Source organism: Brevibacillus brevis NBRC 100599 (assembly GCF_000010165.1).
Lineage (GTDB): Bacteria > Bacillota > Bacilli > Brevibacillales > Brevibacillaceae > Brevibacillus > Brevibacillus brevis_D.
This window is the reverse complement of sequence record NC_012491.1, coordinates 4,957,642-4,973,755: the sequence shown is the minus strand read 5'-3', so window position 1 is coordinate 4,973,755 and position 16,114 is coordinate 4,957,642. Positions and strand designations below refer to the sequence as shown.

Sequence of the window (16,114 nt, the reverse complement as noted above, 5' to 3'; positions counted from 1 at the left end):
ATCCGATGCAATACGTACCTTGGGACGATCAATATGCGGACGCTCTGTGCGAGCTGTGGAATCAGGAGTTGGGTGATCGCTTTCCCATGCGGACGGAGCTCATGCGGCAAAACAGCTTCGAGGATCAGAATGTAGTCAAAGCAGGGTCGTGGATTGCGGTAGATGCTGTGACGCAGCGTCCCGTTGGTTTTGTTGTAGCCAAATGCTGGCAGGAAAGGCTCGACATTCAGTTGGGGAAAGGCATTGGCTGGATACAGGTCTTGCTCGTGTCTACAGCTCATCGCGGGCAAGGGGTCGGGCGTGAATTGCTGGCAAGAGCAGAGAATGCATTGCGAGAGCAAGGGGTGGAAAAGGTCTTGCTGGGGCGCGATCCGTATCATTATTTCCCGGGCATACCCGATGAATCTGCGGACGTAAAAGCATGGTTTGAACGACAAGGGTATCATTCGGAGGATCGGTTGGAGAACGATCTGTTAGGCCAGTATCCCGAACCAGCAGAGCTGGAATTGCCAGAGGTACCAGATGGCCGCTTTCGACTGTTGACGAGGGAGGACGAAGATGCCTTTTTGGCCTTCTTGCATCGATGCTTTCCCGGACGCTGGGAGTATGAAGCCATTCACTATTTTCAGCGGGGAGGAACCGGACGCGAATTTGTCGTGGTGGAGCTGCACGGTGAAATCGTCGGTTTTTGCCGGATCAATGATGCTAATTCTCCATTTATTGCCCAAAACGTATACTGGGCACCTTTGTTTGCAGATGGGCTGGGCGGCATCGGTCCGTTGGGCGTGGATGCGGAGTACAGAGGACGGGGCCTGGGACTGGCGATTGTGGAGGCAGGCATTGTGGCTTTACGAAATCGCGGTATATCAAACATTGTCATCGATTGGACGACGCTGGTCGACTTCTATGCGAGGCTCGGATATCGCAGTTGGAAGCAGTATGCGAAGTACGGTAAAACATTCTCTTAACAAGAGTGGGTCAGTAGGGAGGAGGATTCCATGCAAGCCGAACATATGACGGTGGAACAGAAGGTTGGGCAACTGCTGATGATCGGTTACCCTACGCTGGATATTCCCGAAGAAATGGAAGTGTGGATCAAACAAAAACAGATTGGCAGCGTGATTCTTTTTAGCCGCAATATCGGGACACCGGAGGAGACTTATCAACGTGTACAGAAGCTCCAGAGCTGGGCGTATGAGTCTTGGCATCCCTATCCGCTGTTGGTCGGGACTGATCAGGAAAATGGCGTGGTTTCCCGTCTGCAAAAAGGGGCGACGCGCTTCCCAGGAGCGATGGCTTTGGGGGCAACAGGCAATCTCGATCAAGCCAAGCGCATCTACGAGGCAACAGGTGAGGAGCTACGTGCAGCAGGGATTTCAGTCAATTTCGCCCCGACAGTCGATGTGAACAACAATCCGGACAATCCTGTCATTGGGGTGCGGTCTTTTGGAGAAGCGCCAGAGCAGGTAGCGCGGTTTGGGGAGGCCGCCATTCAAGGCTTGCTTGCGAGTGGTGTCATTCCCGCTATCAAGCACTTCCCTGGTCATGGTGATACGAGCATCGATTCTCATGAAGCCGTTCCTGTGCTTGGGCATGATCGGACGCGATTGGATCAGGTCGAGTTGATTCCATTCCAGCGTAGTATTGCGGCAGGAGTCCCCATGGTGATGGTTGGACATATCAGTTTGCCCAGCATGGATGAGTCAGGCTCTCCTGCTACGTATTCCAAGGAGATCGTAACGGGAATATTACGTGAGTCACTCGGCTTTGATGGGGTCGCGATTACGGATTGCATGGAGATGGCAGCTATTGCGGGTACCATCGGGGTTGCAGAAGCGGCGGTTCGTAGTGTGCAGGCTGGGATCGATCTGGTGCTGGTTTCCCACACGCATGAAGTTCAGCAAAAAACGTACGATCGACTCGTTGCAGCCATTCATTCGGGGGAGCTGTCGGAGGAGCGGGTCAACGAAGCTGTAAATCGCGTTCTTCAATTAAAGAAACGATTTCTTTCCTGGGAACAGTGCTTGCGAGCAAAAGGCCCTTCCTTTGACCGTGTCCAGCATGCAGACATGGCGAAAAGTGCACTCGCCCAAGCCATAACCTTGGTGAAAAATCAACATCAGCTACTTCCTTTACAGAGAAGCACGCAACCGCTCGGTGTCATTTTTCTGGGGCTTGCCAACCTTACTTTGGCAGAGGATGGGCAAGCAGCTTCTGGCGATCTGGTCGAACCATTGAGAAAATACCGTGAAGTTGAATACTATATGATGTCGACGCTCAACCCGACAGAGGATGAAGGGGAGATGGCGGCGCATGTGATGTCAGCCACGGAGCAAATCGTCGTTTTTACGTACAATGCCCATATCTTTAAAGGCCAATCGCTGCTGGTGAATCGGCTCATTCAACAGGGGAAAAAGGTCGTGGCTGTCGCCCTGCGAAACCCGTATGATCTCTTGGTAATGCCAGAGGTGGATGCGTATCTCGCCGTTTACGACCATACGTACCAAGCCATAGAGCTTGTGGCAAACATTTTGTTCGGCGAACGAAAGGCCGCTGGACATCTTCCGGTCAGCCTGTTTCCATCGGAGAAAAAGCAGCATGGTGTGGGGTAGAAAGAGAAGATGAGTGTAGATGGGTGGGAGGTAACTGGATGAAGTTTCACCTGCGTGATTTAACGACAGAAACAAGGAATCGGAATACGGAAGAGCTGGATAAATTCTCTACGATGGAAATTGTCCAGATTATGAATGAAGAGGATAAAACAGTTGCGTTTGCCGTTGAAAAGGAGCTGGCTTCGATTGCAGCGGCCGTTGATTTGATCGCAGAATGTCTGGAAAACGGCGGAAGACTCTTTTATTTTGGAGCGGGAACGAGTGGGAGATTGGGCTTGCTCGATGCTGCTGAATGCCCCCCGACCTTTGGGACGGACCCCTCATTGGTGCAGGGAGTCATAGCTGGCGGAGAAAAAGCGATCGTCAGGGCAGTCGAAGGAGCCGAAGACGTGGAGCAGAATGGCAGGGAAGATGTGATTGCCTATGGCGTTAAGGCAGGGGATGCCGTGGTGGGAATTGCAGCGAGTGGTCGGACACCCTATGTCATCGGAGCATTGGCGGAAGCAAGAAGGCAGCAGGCAAAGATCATTTCGGTGTCCTGCAACCAGGTAGCGCAGATCAGCCAAGGTGTGGATGTGGCGATTAATGTGGTAGTAGGACCAGAGGTAGTGACCGGATCGACTCGCTTAAAAGCAGCGACGGCCCAGAAGATGGTTCTCAATATGATTACGACCGGATGCATGGTACGGTTGGGGAAAGTGTACAAAAATTTGATGGTCAATGTGCAGGTAACCAATGAGAAACTGAAGGAACGGGCAAAACAAATCGTGGCAGAAGCAACCAACGTCTCCACTGATGAGGCTGACGTACTGTTGCACAAGGCAGATGGTGACGCAAAACTGGCAATCGTCATGCAAAAAACAGGGCTGCAAGCAGAGGACGCAAGCCGCTTGCTCACCCAGTACAAGGGCAATATCCGACGAGTTTTGGAAGGGAATCACAATCAGGAATGATCAGCCTAATCCTTTTGGATGAGGCTTTTTTTGTCTTGGTACCACATGACTGGTAATGAAAATCACTTGTATGATCCATAAAATGTTCATTTGAATATTAGCGGAAAAGAGGATATGATTACATTCATTCTTATATTGTAATTTTTATAAATGAAATGGACAGAGGTGATAGGTATGAAAAAGGGTGATTTTCACCATCTTGATCATGTGAAAGAACAGCAAACATCGAAGAAAACACTGTGGATTACGCTCCTATTGACGTTGTTTTTTACGATCGTGGAGGTTGTGGGGGGCTTGATGTCCAATTCACTCGCGCTCCTGTCTGACTCCGCCCATATGATTTCTGACGTCGTTGCATTAGGTTTGAGTATGACCGCTATTTATATGGCGACACGTAAGCCGACGAAGAAGTACACGTTCGGATTTCTCCGTTTTGAAATTATTGCTTCGTTCTTGAATGGCTTGGCTCTTGCCGTAATTTCGATTGGGATCGTGATTGAAGGGATCAAGCGGATGATCAATCCGCAAGACGTTGATTTGCAGTTGATGCTGACTATTGCATCCATCGGTTTGGTTGTAAACATCGTGCTAACCATCGTACTTTCCCGCAGTATGAAGGAAGAAGACAACCTCAATGTAAAAAGTGCGTTATGGCACTTTATCGGGGATTTGCTCAGCTCTGTCGGTGTGATTACGTCGGCGATTCTCATTTACATGACTGGCTTCTACTTGTTCGACCCGTTGATTAGCTTGGTGATTGGGGGCATTATTTTTACAGGTGGTGCCAAAATCATTCGTGAGTCGCTGCTTGTGTTGATGGAATCTGTCCCAGAGCAATTTGATCTCGATCAAATCCGTCAGGACCTTAGTGAAGTAGAGGGTGTGGAGGATGTTCATGAGCTGCACCTGTGGGCGGTATCCACGGAACATTACTCCCTGACAGCGCATGTGTTCGTTCGTGAAGGCATCCAGCCGTATTGTGTCATTTTGGCGATTAATCACATTTTGCAAACGAAGTACGGAATTGACCATTCGACGATTCAAATCGAGCACCCGACGATTCTGGATCACGGGGAATATGGCAAACAGTTTTTGCTTAACCAAGTATAAATGACCATGAGAAAAAGGCTGTCTCCAAACAAGCTCAGGAGATAGCCTTTTTTTATTTATCTCCCCATTAAAGAAACTGATTACATAGGGTGAACGTCTTACTAGAAAGGGGAGGTTTTTTTATGAGAATTACAACCAAATTGCCACAGTATCATGAAAATGTACATGTTGAGTTGATGAAAAATGAATGGGTTCCACTGAATGAACCACAGAGTTTGGGCAGGGCAACTCTTTTATCGATTCCTTTCATGCTGATCAATGCACTCATCGTTTTTGGGATCATCCATATTTTTTCGCCAATAACCTTGCAGGAATTGGGGCTGACATCTGACTCGCTATCCATATCCATTGACTTCGGTGTGATATTCTCTCTACTCGCCTTGGTCATTATTCATGAATGCTTGCATTTGATTTTTATCCCGAATTTCTTGAGATCAGAAAAAACATGGATGGGGCTAACGTTGTTTGGCGGGTTTGTAGCAACAGAAGAAAAGATTCCAAAAGCAAGATACATCCTGATTACCGTCGCTCCATTCATTCTCATTTCGGTTATGTTGCCTTTTCTTCTAGGTTTTTTGGGGCTGTTCACTACTGTATTAAAATTTATGATTTTGATAAACGCAATCGCTTCATCAGTCGATATGCTGAATCTTTTTCTGGTGATGAAGCAAGTTCCGAAACAGGCAAGCTTGATCAGTAACGGACAAAAGACGTACTGGAAAGCGCTCGGAAACGATTAAAGCCAAAGGAGAAGCAACGAACAAATAAGCATAATTCCTGCATTTATCGCCATGGCGGGTTTATGCTTTGCCCGAAAAAGATGGGCATGGATAGCACCGAGCATGAGGATGGCGAACAGGATACAAGCGAATGTTAATACTTCAGGAATCCAAAAGGAGCTAATTACGCCGATAACTCCGACCAGCTCAAGTGAGGCAATCACGTCCATAAACCAAAGGGGGTACCCATATTCCTTCCAGTGCTGAAGCATAGAGTTTGCGCGGAGAAATTTCATTAACACAGAGATGGAAAACATCAAAGCCAAAATCAGTGAAAGAATCATGATGAATGTGTTCAACGATTTACACTCCTTTGTTCATTCAAAATCCATTGCTTAACGAGGAGTATAATGGGAGTGATCCATAGAATATGTAGTCCAGCCTACAGTGAGCAGGAGGAAGTACAGGGTGATCGAAAAGGAGAAATTTTTATCCCGCATCAATTTGTTTCAGTCGTTAAGTGAAGCAGAGCTAGCCCAATTGGAACCGGCGACTCCTATGGAAGTGGTCAAAAAAGGAACGATAATTTCCTCCCCTCACTTGGAGCTAAAAAGGCTGTTTTTGATCAAGGCTGGGAAGGTTCGTCTATACAAGCTTTCGGCTGACGGCAAAGAGCTAACGATTGATTTGCTCGGCACAGGCCATGTTTTTGGCGAGATCGGGTCTTTTACGATTAGTTCAACCAATATGTACGCCGAAGCGTGGGAAGATTCGGTGATTTGTTCGATTGATAAAGGAAAATTTGAAGAGCTGATGCTGGAGAAACCGAGGCTTGCCTTGCATTTTATCGAGATTGTTTCCAATCGCTTGCAAGAGGTAGAAGAAATGATGGAGCTCATGGCGTATGGAAGTGTGCGACAGCGTCTTGTATATTTGCTCGACAGGCTGTGCGAGAAATACGGAGGAGAGCGCCAGGCTGACGCACCAGAATGGATCGAGCTGGCAGTGAACCTGACGCATCAGGAGCTGGCGACAATGATGGGGTGTATTCGTGAAACAGTAACAGAGACACTCCATGAGCTAACAGTAGAAGGTATCGTGAAGAAGGCGGGACTGCGTAAGCCGTTATGGGTGCATCGGGACCGATTGAGGGAAGCGCTGGACTCTCATTCATTCACAAATGTATTCTTTACTCGTATGGACAAGCGGAAATAGGGAATCCAGATCATTGCGGTAATGCCAGTCTGGAGCAATCTTAGTCCTGATTGCTTGACAAGCTGACTTGTGTCTCCGAAAAGACTATCAAAGCTCGCCCAAGCCAACAAATCGATCATGTTCAAGATGAGATAAAAAAGAATCAGGCCAACAAATAAATGGGGAGCACGTTTCTTCTTCTGGAAATAAAAAACGAGAAGGGTCAGTGAAAATGCGAGTAAACCTATCTCTAACAAAATGTTGCCATAGTAATACAAAGTGAACAACAGACTCTGCTCCATAAACGGTTGGAGTCCTTCCATTGCTTCAGCATGATCTTGAAAAATGCCGATAATGGATGCAAGCACGGAAAATGGGCTGAGAACGACCATAATGGTCGGCCAGATTAACCAGCCGCCTAATCCTTTTGGTTTCTTTACAGTTTCTTCTACTGGGACATTCATTCGTGTTTTCTTACCTCTCTGTTTGTAATGTTGTGTGTACCAAATAATGGTATAGAATGAAAGGCGGAAGGTCAATTGTGAAAACTACGATTTTTGCAAAGGAAGTTGGCAGGGCTAATTCCAAGATACGATAGAAGAAGGGAAGAAAAGAAAAGCATGAACAAAATCCGTTACGATCGCAGAAAATACACGCAGGGTCATACACCAATCGAAGGGCTGGAGCGATTATCCAAAGAGTTAGGCGGACCGAGTATTTCTATCAAGCGAGACGACATGCTTGGCTTGACAGCAGGTGGAAACAAGACGCGAAAGCTGGAGTATTTGGTGGCGGAGGCAATCGAGCAAGGGGCAGATACGTTGATTACATGCGGAGCAGTCCAATCCAATCACTGCCGGCTGACACTTGCGGCGGCAGTTCGCGAAGGTCTGCACTGTCAGCTCGTTCTGTCTGCGCCTGAGACGGGGGACTACCAACCGCAAGCGAGTGGCAATCATCTGTTGTTTCACTTGCTCGGAGCAGAAAAAATCGAGGTCATTCCCGCAGAGGCAGATTTGCTTGCAGCTATGGAAGAGCTCGCTGAAGGTCTGCGAAAACAAGGCAGAAAACCATATCTGATCCCTGTGGGAGGCTCCAACGAAGTCGGGTCCTTGGGATACATGGCGTGTGCGGAAGAAATCGAGCAGCAGGCTTGGGAAACGATGACTCCGTACGATTATGTCGTGACGGCAACGGGAAGCGGCGGTACCCAAGCAGGCTTACTTGCGGGATTTATGGCGCGTCAGTCTAACACAAAAGTAATCGGGATCAATGTCAGCCGCGATCGGGCTGCACAAGAAGCCAAGGTGATGGGGTTACTGCACAGTATAGCTGCACTGATCGGTTTGAAAGGGGACATAGGAGCAGAAGTTGTGCTTTGCGACGACAGGTTTGTCGGGCCAGGCTATGCAATTCCGACGGATGGCATGATCGAGGCCGTTCAGCTGGTTGCTCGGACAGAGGGAATTTTGCTGGATCCTGTCTATACCGGAAAGGCGATGGCAGGGGTGATTGGCTTGATTCGCGAAGGGCATTTTAACAAGAGTGATCATGTATTGTTCCTGCATACGGGTGGTTCCCCTGCACTCTATACGGTTCCACAGTTGTTTTTGCCGTAAAAAGACAGGCAGGGGTAGCGATGACGTACATTTCCGTTCAGAGCTACCCTTGCCTGTTCAATTATTTGTTCAGAATACCTAAATATTCGCTCCATGGCCCTACATCAGCCGTGTACCTTTTTGCCATGACCCGTACGATTTGCGCCGTATGCGTTAAATCGTGAACGACCCACGTAGAGAGCAATTCCCGTACTTTTACGACGCCAAAAGCAGGATGGAGTCCGGTTAATTCCAGATGCTTTTCCAGTTCCACGAGCGCTCGCAGCTTGGCTATGTTTTGGGCTCGAAGCGTTTTGAAGTCCAGCAGCTTTTGTTCGAACGGTCTCACCGAGTTGTCCTGTAAGTGAGCGTACCGATCAAATGGAGGAAACGGTTTACTCTCTCCCTCTTGCAGAATGATTTCCAGACGTGGGAGCCAATTCGTTTTCTCAGCTTCAATAAGGTGTTCGATCACGTCGGTGGCATGCCAGGTGCCGTCGCCTTCGTTGTGCAGCAACCACCCATCCGATAAGCCTGTTAACAAGGATTCCAACGCTTGTGGCGTACGCGCTAGAACCTCAATCGCTTCATCCAGATTAAAATTCATGGTACGACTCCTTTCGGTAGGGAATCCGGAGTTATTCGCTTTTCACCAACGTCATCCCTTCCTATTTGTTTGGAGAAGGGTGGCTAGAGATCACAGATCATGTCTGCATCTTTAGCCTTTTCTATTTGTCCATTGTACCTTGTACCTTGATTCATTAATAAACAACTAATTACTCAAGGAAATTGTCATTGTTCCTCTTATTCCTTTACCAGCGCTTTGGTTTGTGTGAAGTACAATTTTATTAAAACCATTTGGAATGGATGTATTAGGATAATTGTAATTTTGACCTGAACCAGGTATAGGAATTTCTTTTCGCAATGTTGAATCTTGATAAAATTGGAGTACCGCTGGTTCAGTAGAAAAATTTGCGGATCCTGCTATAGAAATACGGCTGTTAATTGTATCACCTTTCCAAAGAGTTTTTGAAAAAGGATAACCATACGGAGCATAAAGGTAGTATGGGCCTGAAAATAGAGTTTGAACGGGAACAAACTCAATCCGGTCAATAAACAAATTACCCTGGGTTTGACTGGTGTATTGTCCGAGGCGTACATCGATCTCTCCTAAAGGTAGGGAGATGGGATCAGGAAGAGAGATTGTAAGCAACCTATAGTTTCCATTTTGTCCTGGCACGTATCCTTGATCTTGAACGTTTTTGGTACTTGGAAATGTAAAATTACCGCCTTGAATAGTCTGCTTTCCTGCATTGACTGATTGCCAAATATCAATGCTTGAATCTGAAGGATTTGCATAACGCACGCGAATGTGATACTGACCAGCTAGTTTATTTGTGATGGGTACAACGAGGGAGGGCCCGAGTGGAAGCTGAACCGCGTTGGTCCCGTTCAATCTTTCCTGTACAACTTTAAGTGAGCTACCATCCTCAATATAACCTTTTTCAGCTGGAATTCCTTTAATCGTAAATACTCCAGTTGTTGGATCTGATTGGCCTATTACATTTTCGGGATGTAGATTTTTGAAAACAAAGGCATTTATCAGTGCATCTTGGCCACCCAGCTCATCTGTCCATGGAAAGACAAAATGAACTTTATGGTTATCAGGTGCTACAACTCTCTTGTCATATCCATAACTTCCTCCATTAGTTATACTAGTCCCATCTGCAAAATCCATCATGATTCCAACATACGGGCTCATAACCCGTGGTGTTACTCCAATTAAAGGATTGTCTCTTGAAATGTTGATAGGGTCATTTGCAGCTCCACCGGAATCACCGTAAGTATATGTTTGTGATTGATTGTATCCTCTATCTAATACTTGTTGAATCTGATCCACTCGATCCCATGTTCTCGTTGAAATTTGCATCAGTTCACCAGGGAAATTTCCATACAGGTACGTGCTTGGATCACCAGCGGATGGATAGCCTCGCCAGTCAACCCTTCCTACTAGATCAGAAAATAAGAATCTCGTTTGTTCTAGATCAGTTTGTGTTGGATAAACTTCCGGACAGTCATTAGTAGGCCATTTATCAAAAGTAGGCCATAATGCAGCGATATCAAACCCATATAATGTTGACGTGTAGATAAAGTCGGCAGAGCTAATTTGACTAGATTCATCGTCTTGTATGTTTTGTAATCCTGTTACAAAAAGAGTATAAACATTCTCACTATGCTTCACGATCCACTGTTTTAGATAAGTCAGAAAGTTAGTTTTATCTGAATCACTAATTCCCCAATCTGTTTGTTTAGAAATCGCCTCTTTTAAAAGGCCTAGATGCATGGTTGCTGCTTGAACATATAAAGGAAGTGCATAAGCTGCATAGTCTTTTAGTGTAAATTGGGGTATATCATGAACAAATTGGAGGTGAATCGTATTAACTGTGCTCCCTATAGTTGAGGTCTTCGGATCGGTTAAATTTTTGACTTCTGTAGCTAAAACATCCAGTTCATTTTTCCAACCTTGTAGAAGTGCCTGTAATTTGTTCAATGTGTCTGTTGTTAACGCTTGGTTAATTAAATCTTGAATTTGTTGCCGCAAAATATCAAATAAATCGGGTTGTGAGGGGGGCCAAATCAAATCAATAATAGGAATAAAGAAGCCTATTACAGGCCCTACAAAAGGAACAAAGGAAGAAGCATAGCCTAATATAGTCGTGACTAAGGCACGATAATCGATATTATTGTCTGTTGCTAGCTGAAGGTAATCTCGTGTAATTTGTCCATTATAAACATCATGCCAAACATCTTTTAATAATTGCTCCCAATCAAATCCGTCTGCCTTGTTAGCTAGATTGTTCACCTGTTGATAAGCAGATGTCGATAGTGTGTTATAAGGACCAGTTGATAAAGGATTCTTTCCTTGCATTGCATAATTCCCCCCTTTTTGATAAATAAGCACTACGTTAATTAATTTCCTTATTTTAACATTTTTGGCGTATGCTCGTACAGCCGCTGGCTTTCATTGGCAAAAAAAAGAACCTGTGACATACTGGAGCTATCACGGTCATCGGAGGAAATCAACATGGTAGATGTGGTTGCATGTGGGGAGCTATTGATTGATTTTACACCTGTACAGCAGAAGGAAAAGCCGGGCAGCATTGCATTTGAGCAAAACCCTGGAGGAGCGCCTGCCAATGTACTTGCCGCTCTGTCGCGCTTTGGGAAACGGACTTCCTTTATCGGTGCGGTAGGAAACGATGTGTTTGGGCGTTTTTTGCAACAGACCTTAATCAGACTGAATATTGGCACAAAAGGGCTCGTACTCACGGAGGAAGCGCATACGACGTTGGCATTTGTCCATCTCGATGAGACAGGCGATCGTTCTTTTCACTTTTACCGCAATCCGGGTGCGGACATTATGCTGCGGGAGCAAGACGTGAACGAGGCGCTGATTGCCCAGGCAGCGATTTTTCATTTCGGTACGCTGTCCTTGACGCATGAGCCAGCCCGATCAGCAACCTGGAGAGCAGTCGAGTACGCCAAACAGCATCAGCGGCTCCTTTCATTTGACCCGAATATTCGAGCGTCCTTATGGGAGGATCTGGAGGAAGCGAAGGCGTTGGCCCTCAAAGGAATGGCGAAGGCAGATATCGTCAAGCTGTCTGAGGAAGAGCTGGCTTTTCTCGTGGGGAGCGAGGATGTCGTGGAAGCGACAGCGTGGATGCTTGGGCAATATGATCTGCAAGCTGTTTTTGTCACGTTGGGGGAAAAGGGGTGTTTTTACCGCACACGAAATAATTTCGGCACAGTCGGTGGCTTTCAAGTAACCGCGATCGATACGACTGGCGCGGGAGACGCGTTTGTGGGCGCGCTGCTCTATCAGCTTCTTGAAGTGGGGGAAAGTATGCTGGATATCCCACAAGCGACGTTAGAGGACATGGTGCGCTTTGCGAATGCCGCAGGTGCACTCACGACAACGAGATCAGGTGCCATTCCCGCCATGCCTACGCTGTCCGAGGTAAAAAGCTTCATGGAAGCAGCACGGTAGGAGGGAAGATTCATGATTTTTGTGGAAGTCATCCTGCCCGTCCTGCTCATTTTTCTTAGCGGCTATATTTTGCAGCGCATTTTCAAAATGGATTTGAAACCGATTTCTTCCCTGGCGATTTACATCTTGTCGACGGCACTCGTTTTTCGGACGTTTTACAAAACACAGCTCGACTTGCAATTATTTTATATCGTGGTGATTTCGCTGCTTTTGCTGGCTGCTCTCGTTGTGATCACGCAGCTGACGGCACGTATGTTCAAATACGATAAGCAACAGGAAAGCGCACTGATGCTCGCGACCGCCTTCATGAACAGTGGCAATTACGGTACGCCGATTATTTTGTTTGCCTTTGGGGAGGCCGGCTTTACGTATGCGGTGCAAATCATGGTTTTCCACTCGATCATGATGGGCGTATTCGGCGTGTATTTTGCCTCTCGAGGCGGGAATGGAATGGGGACGGCCATCAAGGCGATCTTCAAGCAGCCGTCCAATTACGCTGTGGTTCTCGCGATTTTGCTACAACAGCTGCAAATCGTCATCCCGCAAAGCTACTACCAGGCGATTGATCTCGTTGCACAGGCGGCGATTCCAGTTGTGATGCTCATCTTGGGCATGCAGCTCGCCAATGTTTCTACCAAAGCGCTAGAGTGGCAAGGACTCAGTGCTGCGAGCGTCATTCGACTCGTGGCGTCACCACTTTTGGCGTACCTCATTTGTCTGTTATTCCCGATTGATCCGCTTCTGCAAAAGGTATTGGTCGTTCTGGCAGCCATGCCTTCTGCCGCCACTACAGCGATCTATGCGATCCAATTCAACATGCGACCACAATTCGTCTCCAGCAGCGTGTTGGTTACGACGGTGATCAGTATAGGAACATTAACGCTTTTGCTAAACATTTTGCATTAGTCCTGATGTAGACAAGGGAGGATGAAAACATGAACAAGACAGAAGTATTGCGGCTTTTTGACAAAGAGATGAGGCTGGAAATCACCTATCCGCCCCTCCGCCGGGAGGAGACAGAACACCTCGTTCGTCACGTCTCACCCACCCCGGATGATTCCGGAGTCGTCTTGTTTTCCAGGTTGTCTGAAGAAAATGCAGAGGAAGTTATCAAGCAGGAACTCGAATATTTCTCGAGTCTTCAGCAATCCTTTGAGTGGAAGCTTTTTGACTATGACCAACCGGCTAATTTGCTTGAGAGGCTGAAAGGTCATGGTTTTACAGTTGATGAGGAGGAAGCGACGCTTGTGTTGGAGGTGGCGCAGGCAGAGGAGTTACGAAGCCTTGTCATTCCGCCAGAGATACGGCAAATCACCGACGCGGCTGGCATTGATGATATCATGCACTTGAAGGAGCAGATATGGGGCAGTGCTAATGAGGAGCTTGCTGCGAGATTAAAACGGGATTTGGCCGAAAATCCTGAGCAGCTACTCGTTTACGCTGCGTACAGTGGCGATCAGGCAGTGAGTGCTGCTTGGATGTACTTGCATGAGAATACGTCCTTTGGCAGTCTTTGGGGAGGCTCTACTTTGCCCGACTTCCGAAGTAAAGGCTATTATACGGCCCTCGTAGCAGTCCGGGTACAAGCAGCACAGAAACGCGGTTATCCGCTGTTGATGGTGGATGCGAGTCCGATGAGTCGACCGATTTTGGAGAAAAAAGGCTTTGAATTTCTCGCCTATTCTTATCCTTGTTTTTATGAGTATAAATAGAATCGTGGTAAAGGAAGCTGCCCGTTGTTGTGAGGGGCAGCTTTTGTAGTTGCAGAGATACGTATATGCAAAAAAACATTTTGCACTTGAAGCTTACGTAACGTAATGAATTATGATGTAGATACCGGTAAAAGCCTCGCGCGAAAACGTACGCTAAGCTTAAAAATGGGAGGGAGTTGAAGAGAATGACGAAACAAACACGAATTGGTAAAACAGATTTAGTTGTCAATCCAATCGGACTTGGAACAAGCGCTGTAGGTGGCCACAATATTTATCCTAATTTAAATGAAGAAGTAGGAAAAGATTTGGTGCGGGCTGCGATCAACCATGGAGTGAATTTTTTAGATACAGCGTTTTTTTATGGGACAGGGCGTTCAGAGGAGCTAATAGGTGGAGTGATAAAAGAAGCAGGAAAGCGTCATGAACTCATCCTTGCAACAAAAGGTGGCCTTACACTTGTCGGCAATGATGTTACCATGGATAATTCACCTGCTTATTTAAAACAAGCCGTTGAAGATAGTTTGAAAAGGCTACAAACAGATTACATAGATTTATTTTATATTCATGCTCCAGATCAGGATACACCAAAAGATGAGGCGGTTGGAGTCTTAAAACAGCTAAAGGACGAAGGTAAAATTAGAGCAATTGGCGTTTCTAACTTCTCACTGGAACAATTGAAAGAAGCAAATAAGGATGGTTATGTCGATGTAATACAGGGAAACTACAATTTGCTGCAGCGTGAAGCGGAACAAGAGTTCTTTCCATATACGACAGAGAATAGCATCTCGTTTATTCCATACTTTCCACTAGCATCAGGCTTGCTTGCCGGTAAATATAATAAGGATATGACATTCAATGATCTACGCAAAGATATGCCGCACTTCCAGGGCGAAAAATTCAAAAAAAATCTAGAAAAGGTAGAGCAGCTCCGTAAAATGGCAAATAAAAAGAATGCCGAAGTTGCCCATATCGTCCTTGCTTGGTATTTCACACATGATTCAATGGATGTTGTCATTCCCGGAGCACAAAGAGCAGAGCAAATGCTGGATAATTTAAAAACAGTAGACGTCCACCTGACAGAAGAAGAAATCAACGAAATTGATCGTATTTTTCAATAGGTCTCTGTGGCGAACTACTGCTTTTCGTATTAGGAGGTTAGCCAGTTGTTACTGGTTGACCTCCTTAGTTACACAACTTTACAGTTACTTGTAATACGGTTCACCGTACTATTGGCCCCGTTACTTCAACGATCAATTTGGAAAGGTTGACTCAGAAAGTAAGTCTGGTTCAAGCTTCCAAATATTCATTCCCTCTTTCGTCTCAACAAACGACCATTTCGAGTCCATATAATAATTATTGAACGCAAGATTTGACGGGCATGCGGAGAATATCGGGTAACCAATTTGTGATAGTAGATATTTCATGAGATTCTTATGACGATACTGTTCCTCTACGGCAAACTGATAAAGAGAGATTGTGCCGTTTTTCTTTAGGTAGATTCTTGCTGCTGCGATAATGATGTCTTCTCTATTCATAACAACAACAGATCGTCTTTTTACGGCCGCTCGAAGTCCTAATGGGCAAAAAAACTCCTCATTGTACACTGCCTTATTCTCGCGAGTAATATGTTTTGAAAAAAATGACTCAAGTTGTTTCATATCCTCAACCACGGCAAATCTTACGTTCAATTTTTAACCACTTCCCCGAACAGCTTACTTTCCAATCCATACGAAAACATCTCATCAGGAATTTCCATTACAGCAACACGCTTGGATTTCCCAATCGTTTCCAAGGGCATGGATGAGAGTTTGCGTAGAAGTACGCACCATTTCCGATGTAAGATAACATGTATTTTTCCCTCTTTCTAAAAATAATCGTTTTCATAATTATAGACTTCGGCGAACCTCTTTTTCTGACAGCTCATATTTGATTTGTTGTTGAAATCTAAAAAAAAGAGGTGATTTATATCGCTAACGCCTTCCATCCTACTAATCTGCCCGTTAGCGCAGATCGGCTACCGATCTATACCGGCAGCCGCGCTTTAGATATTTATTAAACAATTGCCCCTGTTAGTTGAATCCCTTTCATTTGATTTTGCATTGATTCCCGTTAAAAAGTTCATGCATCCCGGAGCGCGAACGCGGTATTTAGTAATGTATATTTCA

The 16,114-nt window shown here is 46.0% G+C and carries 16 protein-coding genes; 11 read left to right on the top strand and 5 right to left on the bottom strand.

The genetic code is table 11. The features are described 5' to 3' along the window. Positions 1-5 precede the first annotated feature (5 nt). The 5 genes from BBR47_RS23560 to BBR47_RS23540 all read left to right on the top strand — a co-directional run bounded on the left by BBR47_RS23560 (position 6) and on the right by BBR47_RS23540 (position 5,415). On the top strand, positions 6-968 hold the full coding sequence (locus BBR47_RS23560) for a GNAT family N-acetyltransferase (RefSeq protein WP_015892944.1): 963 nt from the start codon (positions 6-8) through the stop codon (positions 966-968). 30 nt (positions 969-998) lie between these two features. After that, on the top strand, positions 999-2,612 hold the full coding sequence (locus tag BBR47_RS23555) for a glycoside hydrolase family 3 protein (RefSeq protein ID WP_015892943.1): 1,614 nt from the start codon (positions 999-1,001) through the stop codon (positions 2,610-2,612). A 38-nt stretch (positions 2,613-2,650) separates the two neighbouring features. Then, a complete protein-coding gene (murQ, locus tag BBR47_RS23550; RefSeq protein WP_015892942.1) occupies positions 2,651-3,565 on the top strand; it encodes an N-acetylmuramic acid 6-phosphate etherase in 915 nt (304 codons plus the stop codon). A gap of 174 nt (positions 3,566-3,739) precedes the next feature. Further along, a complete protein-coding gene (locus tag BBR47_RS23545) occupies positions 3,740-4,675 on the top strand; it encodes a cation diffusion facilitator family transporter (RefSeq protein ID WP_015892941.1) in 936 nt (311 codons plus the stop codon). 122 nt (positions 4,676-4,797) lie between these two features. Continuing rightward, positions 4,798-5,415 carry a DUF3267 domain-containing protein gene (locus BBR47_RS23540; RefSeq protein WP_041749605.1) on the top strand — a complete coding sequence of 206 codons (618 nt, stop codon included), beginning with the start codon at positions 4,798-4,800 and terminating at the stop codon, positions 5,413-5,415. On the opposite strand, the gene BBR47_RS23535 is transcribed toward BBR47_RS23540, so the two are convergent. Next, the gene (locus tag BBR47_RS23535; RefSeq protein ID WP_041749604.1) at positions 5,412-5,753 is read right to left on the bottom strand and encodes a DoxX family protein; all 342 of its coding nucleotides are present in this window, start codon (positions 5,751-5,753) and stop codon (positions 5,412-5,414) included. The two genes, BBR47_RS23540 and BBR47_RS23535, sit on opposite strands and share 4 nt — an antisense overlap. Before the next feature lie 109 nt (positions 5,754-5,862). Between BBR47_RS23535 and BBR47_RS23530 the strand changes: the two genes are divergently transcribed. Beyond that, a complete protein-coding gene (locus BBR47_RS23530; protein WP_015892937.1) occupies positions 5,863-6,609 on the top strand; it encodes a Crp/Fnr family transcriptional regulator in 747 nt (248 codons plus the stop codon). Here the strand turns inward: BBR47_RS23530 and BBR47_RS23525 are convergent. Further along, complete coding sequence (locus tag BBR47_RS23525; protein ID WP_041749603.1) at positions 6,561-7,052, bottom strand: DUF2569 domain-containing protein; 492 nt, start codon at positions 7,050-7,052, stop codon at positions 6,561-6,563. The genes BBR47_RS23530 and BBR47_RS23525 overlap by 49 nt on opposite strands. 156 nt (positions 7,053-7,208) lie before the next feature. On the opposite strand from BBR47_RS23525, the gene BBR47_RS23520 reads away from it, so the two are divergent. Continuing rightward, positions 7,209-8,207: a D-cysteine desulfhydrase gene (locus BBR47_RS23520; RefSeq protein WP_015892935.1), complete on the top strand. Its 999-nt coding sequence runs from the start codon at positions 7,209-7,211 to the stop codon at positions 8,205-8,207. Between the two features lie 61 nt (positions 8,208-8,268). On the opposite strand, the gene BBR47_RS23515 is transcribed toward BBR47_RS23520, so the two are convergent. Then, positions 8,269-8,793, bottom strand: coding sequence for a DinB family protein (locus BBR47_RS23515; protein WP_015892934.1), 525 nt, complete (start codon positions 8,791-8,793; stop codon positions 8,269-8,271). Positions 8,794-8,958: 165 nt separating this feature from the next. Next, positions 8,959-11,115: an insecticidal delta-endotoxin Cry8Ea1 family protein gene (locus tag BBR47_RS23510; RefSeq protein WP_015892933.1), complete on the bottom strand. Its 2,157-nt coding sequence runs from the start codon at positions 11,113-11,115 to the stop codon at positions 8,959-8,961. Between the two features lie 156 nt (positions 11,116-11,271). On the opposite strand from BBR47_RS23510, the gene BBR47_RS23505 reads away from it, so the two are divergent. The 4 genes from BBR47_RS23505 (at position 11,272) to BBR47_RS23490 (ending at position 15,067) form a co-directional block, all read left to right on the top strand. Further along, positions 11,272-12,237: a carbohydrate kinase family protein gene (locus tag BBR47_RS23505; RefSeq protein WP_015892932.1), complete on the top strand. Its 966-nt coding sequence runs from the start codon at positions 11,272-11,274 to the stop codon at positions 12,235-12,237. Between the two features lie 12 nt (positions 12,238-12,249). Then, on the top strand, positions 12,250-13,143 hold the full coding sequence (locus BBR47_RS23500) for an AEC family transporter (protein WP_015892931.1): 894 nt from the start codon (positions 12,250-12,252) through the stop codon (positions 13,141-13,143). A gap of 29 nt (positions 13,144-13,172) precedes the next feature. After that, complete coding sequence (locus BBR47_RS23495; RefSeq protein ID WP_015892930.1) at positions 13,173-13,949, top strand: GNAT family N-acetyltransferase; 777 nt, start codon at positions 13,173-13,175, stop codon at positions 13,947-13,949. A 185-nt stretch (positions 13,950-14,134) separates the two neighbouring features. Next, on the top strand, positions 14,135-15,067 hold the full coding sequence (locus tag BBR47_RS23490) for an aldo/keto reductase (RefSeq protein WP_015892929.1): 933 nt from the start codon (positions 14,135-14,137) through the stop codon (positions 15,065-15,067). Between the two features lie 132 nt (positions 15,068-15,199). Here the strand turns inward: BBR47_RS23490 and BBR47_RS23485 are convergent, their stop codons facing one another. Beyond that, on the bottom strand, positions 15,200-15,637 hold the full coding sequence (locus BBR47_RS23485) for a hypothetical protein (RefSeq protein WP_015892928.1): 438 nt from the start codon (positions 15,635-15,637) through the stop codon (positions 15,200-15,202). Between the last annotated feature and the right edge of the window lie 477 nt (positions 15,638-16,114).

Excerpts from the sequence above, each read along its gene's own strand:
- BBR47_RS23560 (WP_015892944.1), top strand. The coding sequence starts at position 6 with ATGCAATACGTACCTTGGGACGATCAATATGCGGACGCTCTGTGCGAG.
- BBR47_RS23555 (WP_015892943.1), top strand. The coding sequence starts at position 999 with ATGCAAGCCGAACATATGACGGTGGAACAGAAGGTTGGGCAACTGCTG.
- murQ (WP_015892942.1), top strand. The coding sequence starts at position 2,651 with ATGAAGTTTCACCTGCGTGATTTAACGACAGAAACAAGGAATCGGAAT.
- BBR47_RS23545 (WP_015892941.1), top strand. The coding sequence starts at position 3,740 with ATGAAAAAGGGTGATTTTCACCATCTTGATCATGTGAAAGAACAGCAA.
- BBR47_RS23540 (WP_041749605.1), top strand. The coding sequence starts at position 4,798 with ATGAGAATTACAACCAAATTGCCACAGTATCATGAAAATGTACATGTT.
- BBR47_RS23525 (WP_041749603.1), bottom strand. The coding sequence starts at position 7,052 with ATGAATGTCCCAGTAGAAGAAACTGTAAAGAAACCAAAAGGATTAGGC.
- BBR47_RS23520 (WP_015892935.1), top strand. The coding sequence starts at position 7,209 with ATGAACAAAATCCGTTACGATCGCAGAAAATACACGCAGGGTCATACA.
- BBR47_RS23515 (WP_015892934.1), bottom strand. The coding sequence starts at position 8,793 with ATGAATTTTAATCTGGATGAAGCGATTGAGGTTCTAGCGCGTACGCCA.
- BBR47_RS23510 (WP_015892933.1), bottom strand. The coding sequence starts at position 11,115 with ATGCAAGGAAAGAATCCTTTATCAACTGGTCCTTATAACACACTATCG.
- BBR47_RS23505 (WP_015892932.1), top strand. The coding sequence starts at position 11,272 with ATGGTAGATGTGGTTGCATGTGGGGAGCTATTGATTGATTTTACACCT.
- BBR47_RS23500 (WP_015892931.1), top strand. The coding sequence starts at position 12,250 with ATGATTTTTGTGGAAGTCATCCTGCCCGTCCTGCTCATTTTTCTTAGC.
- BBR47_RS23495 (WP_015892930.1), top strand. The coding sequence starts at position 13,173 with ATGAACAAGACAGAAGTATTGCGGCTTTTTGACAAAGAGATGAGGCTG.
- BBR47_RS23490 (WP_015892929.1), top strand. The coding sequence starts at position 14,135 with ATGACGAAACAAACACGAATTGGTAAAACAGATTTAGTTGTCAATCCA.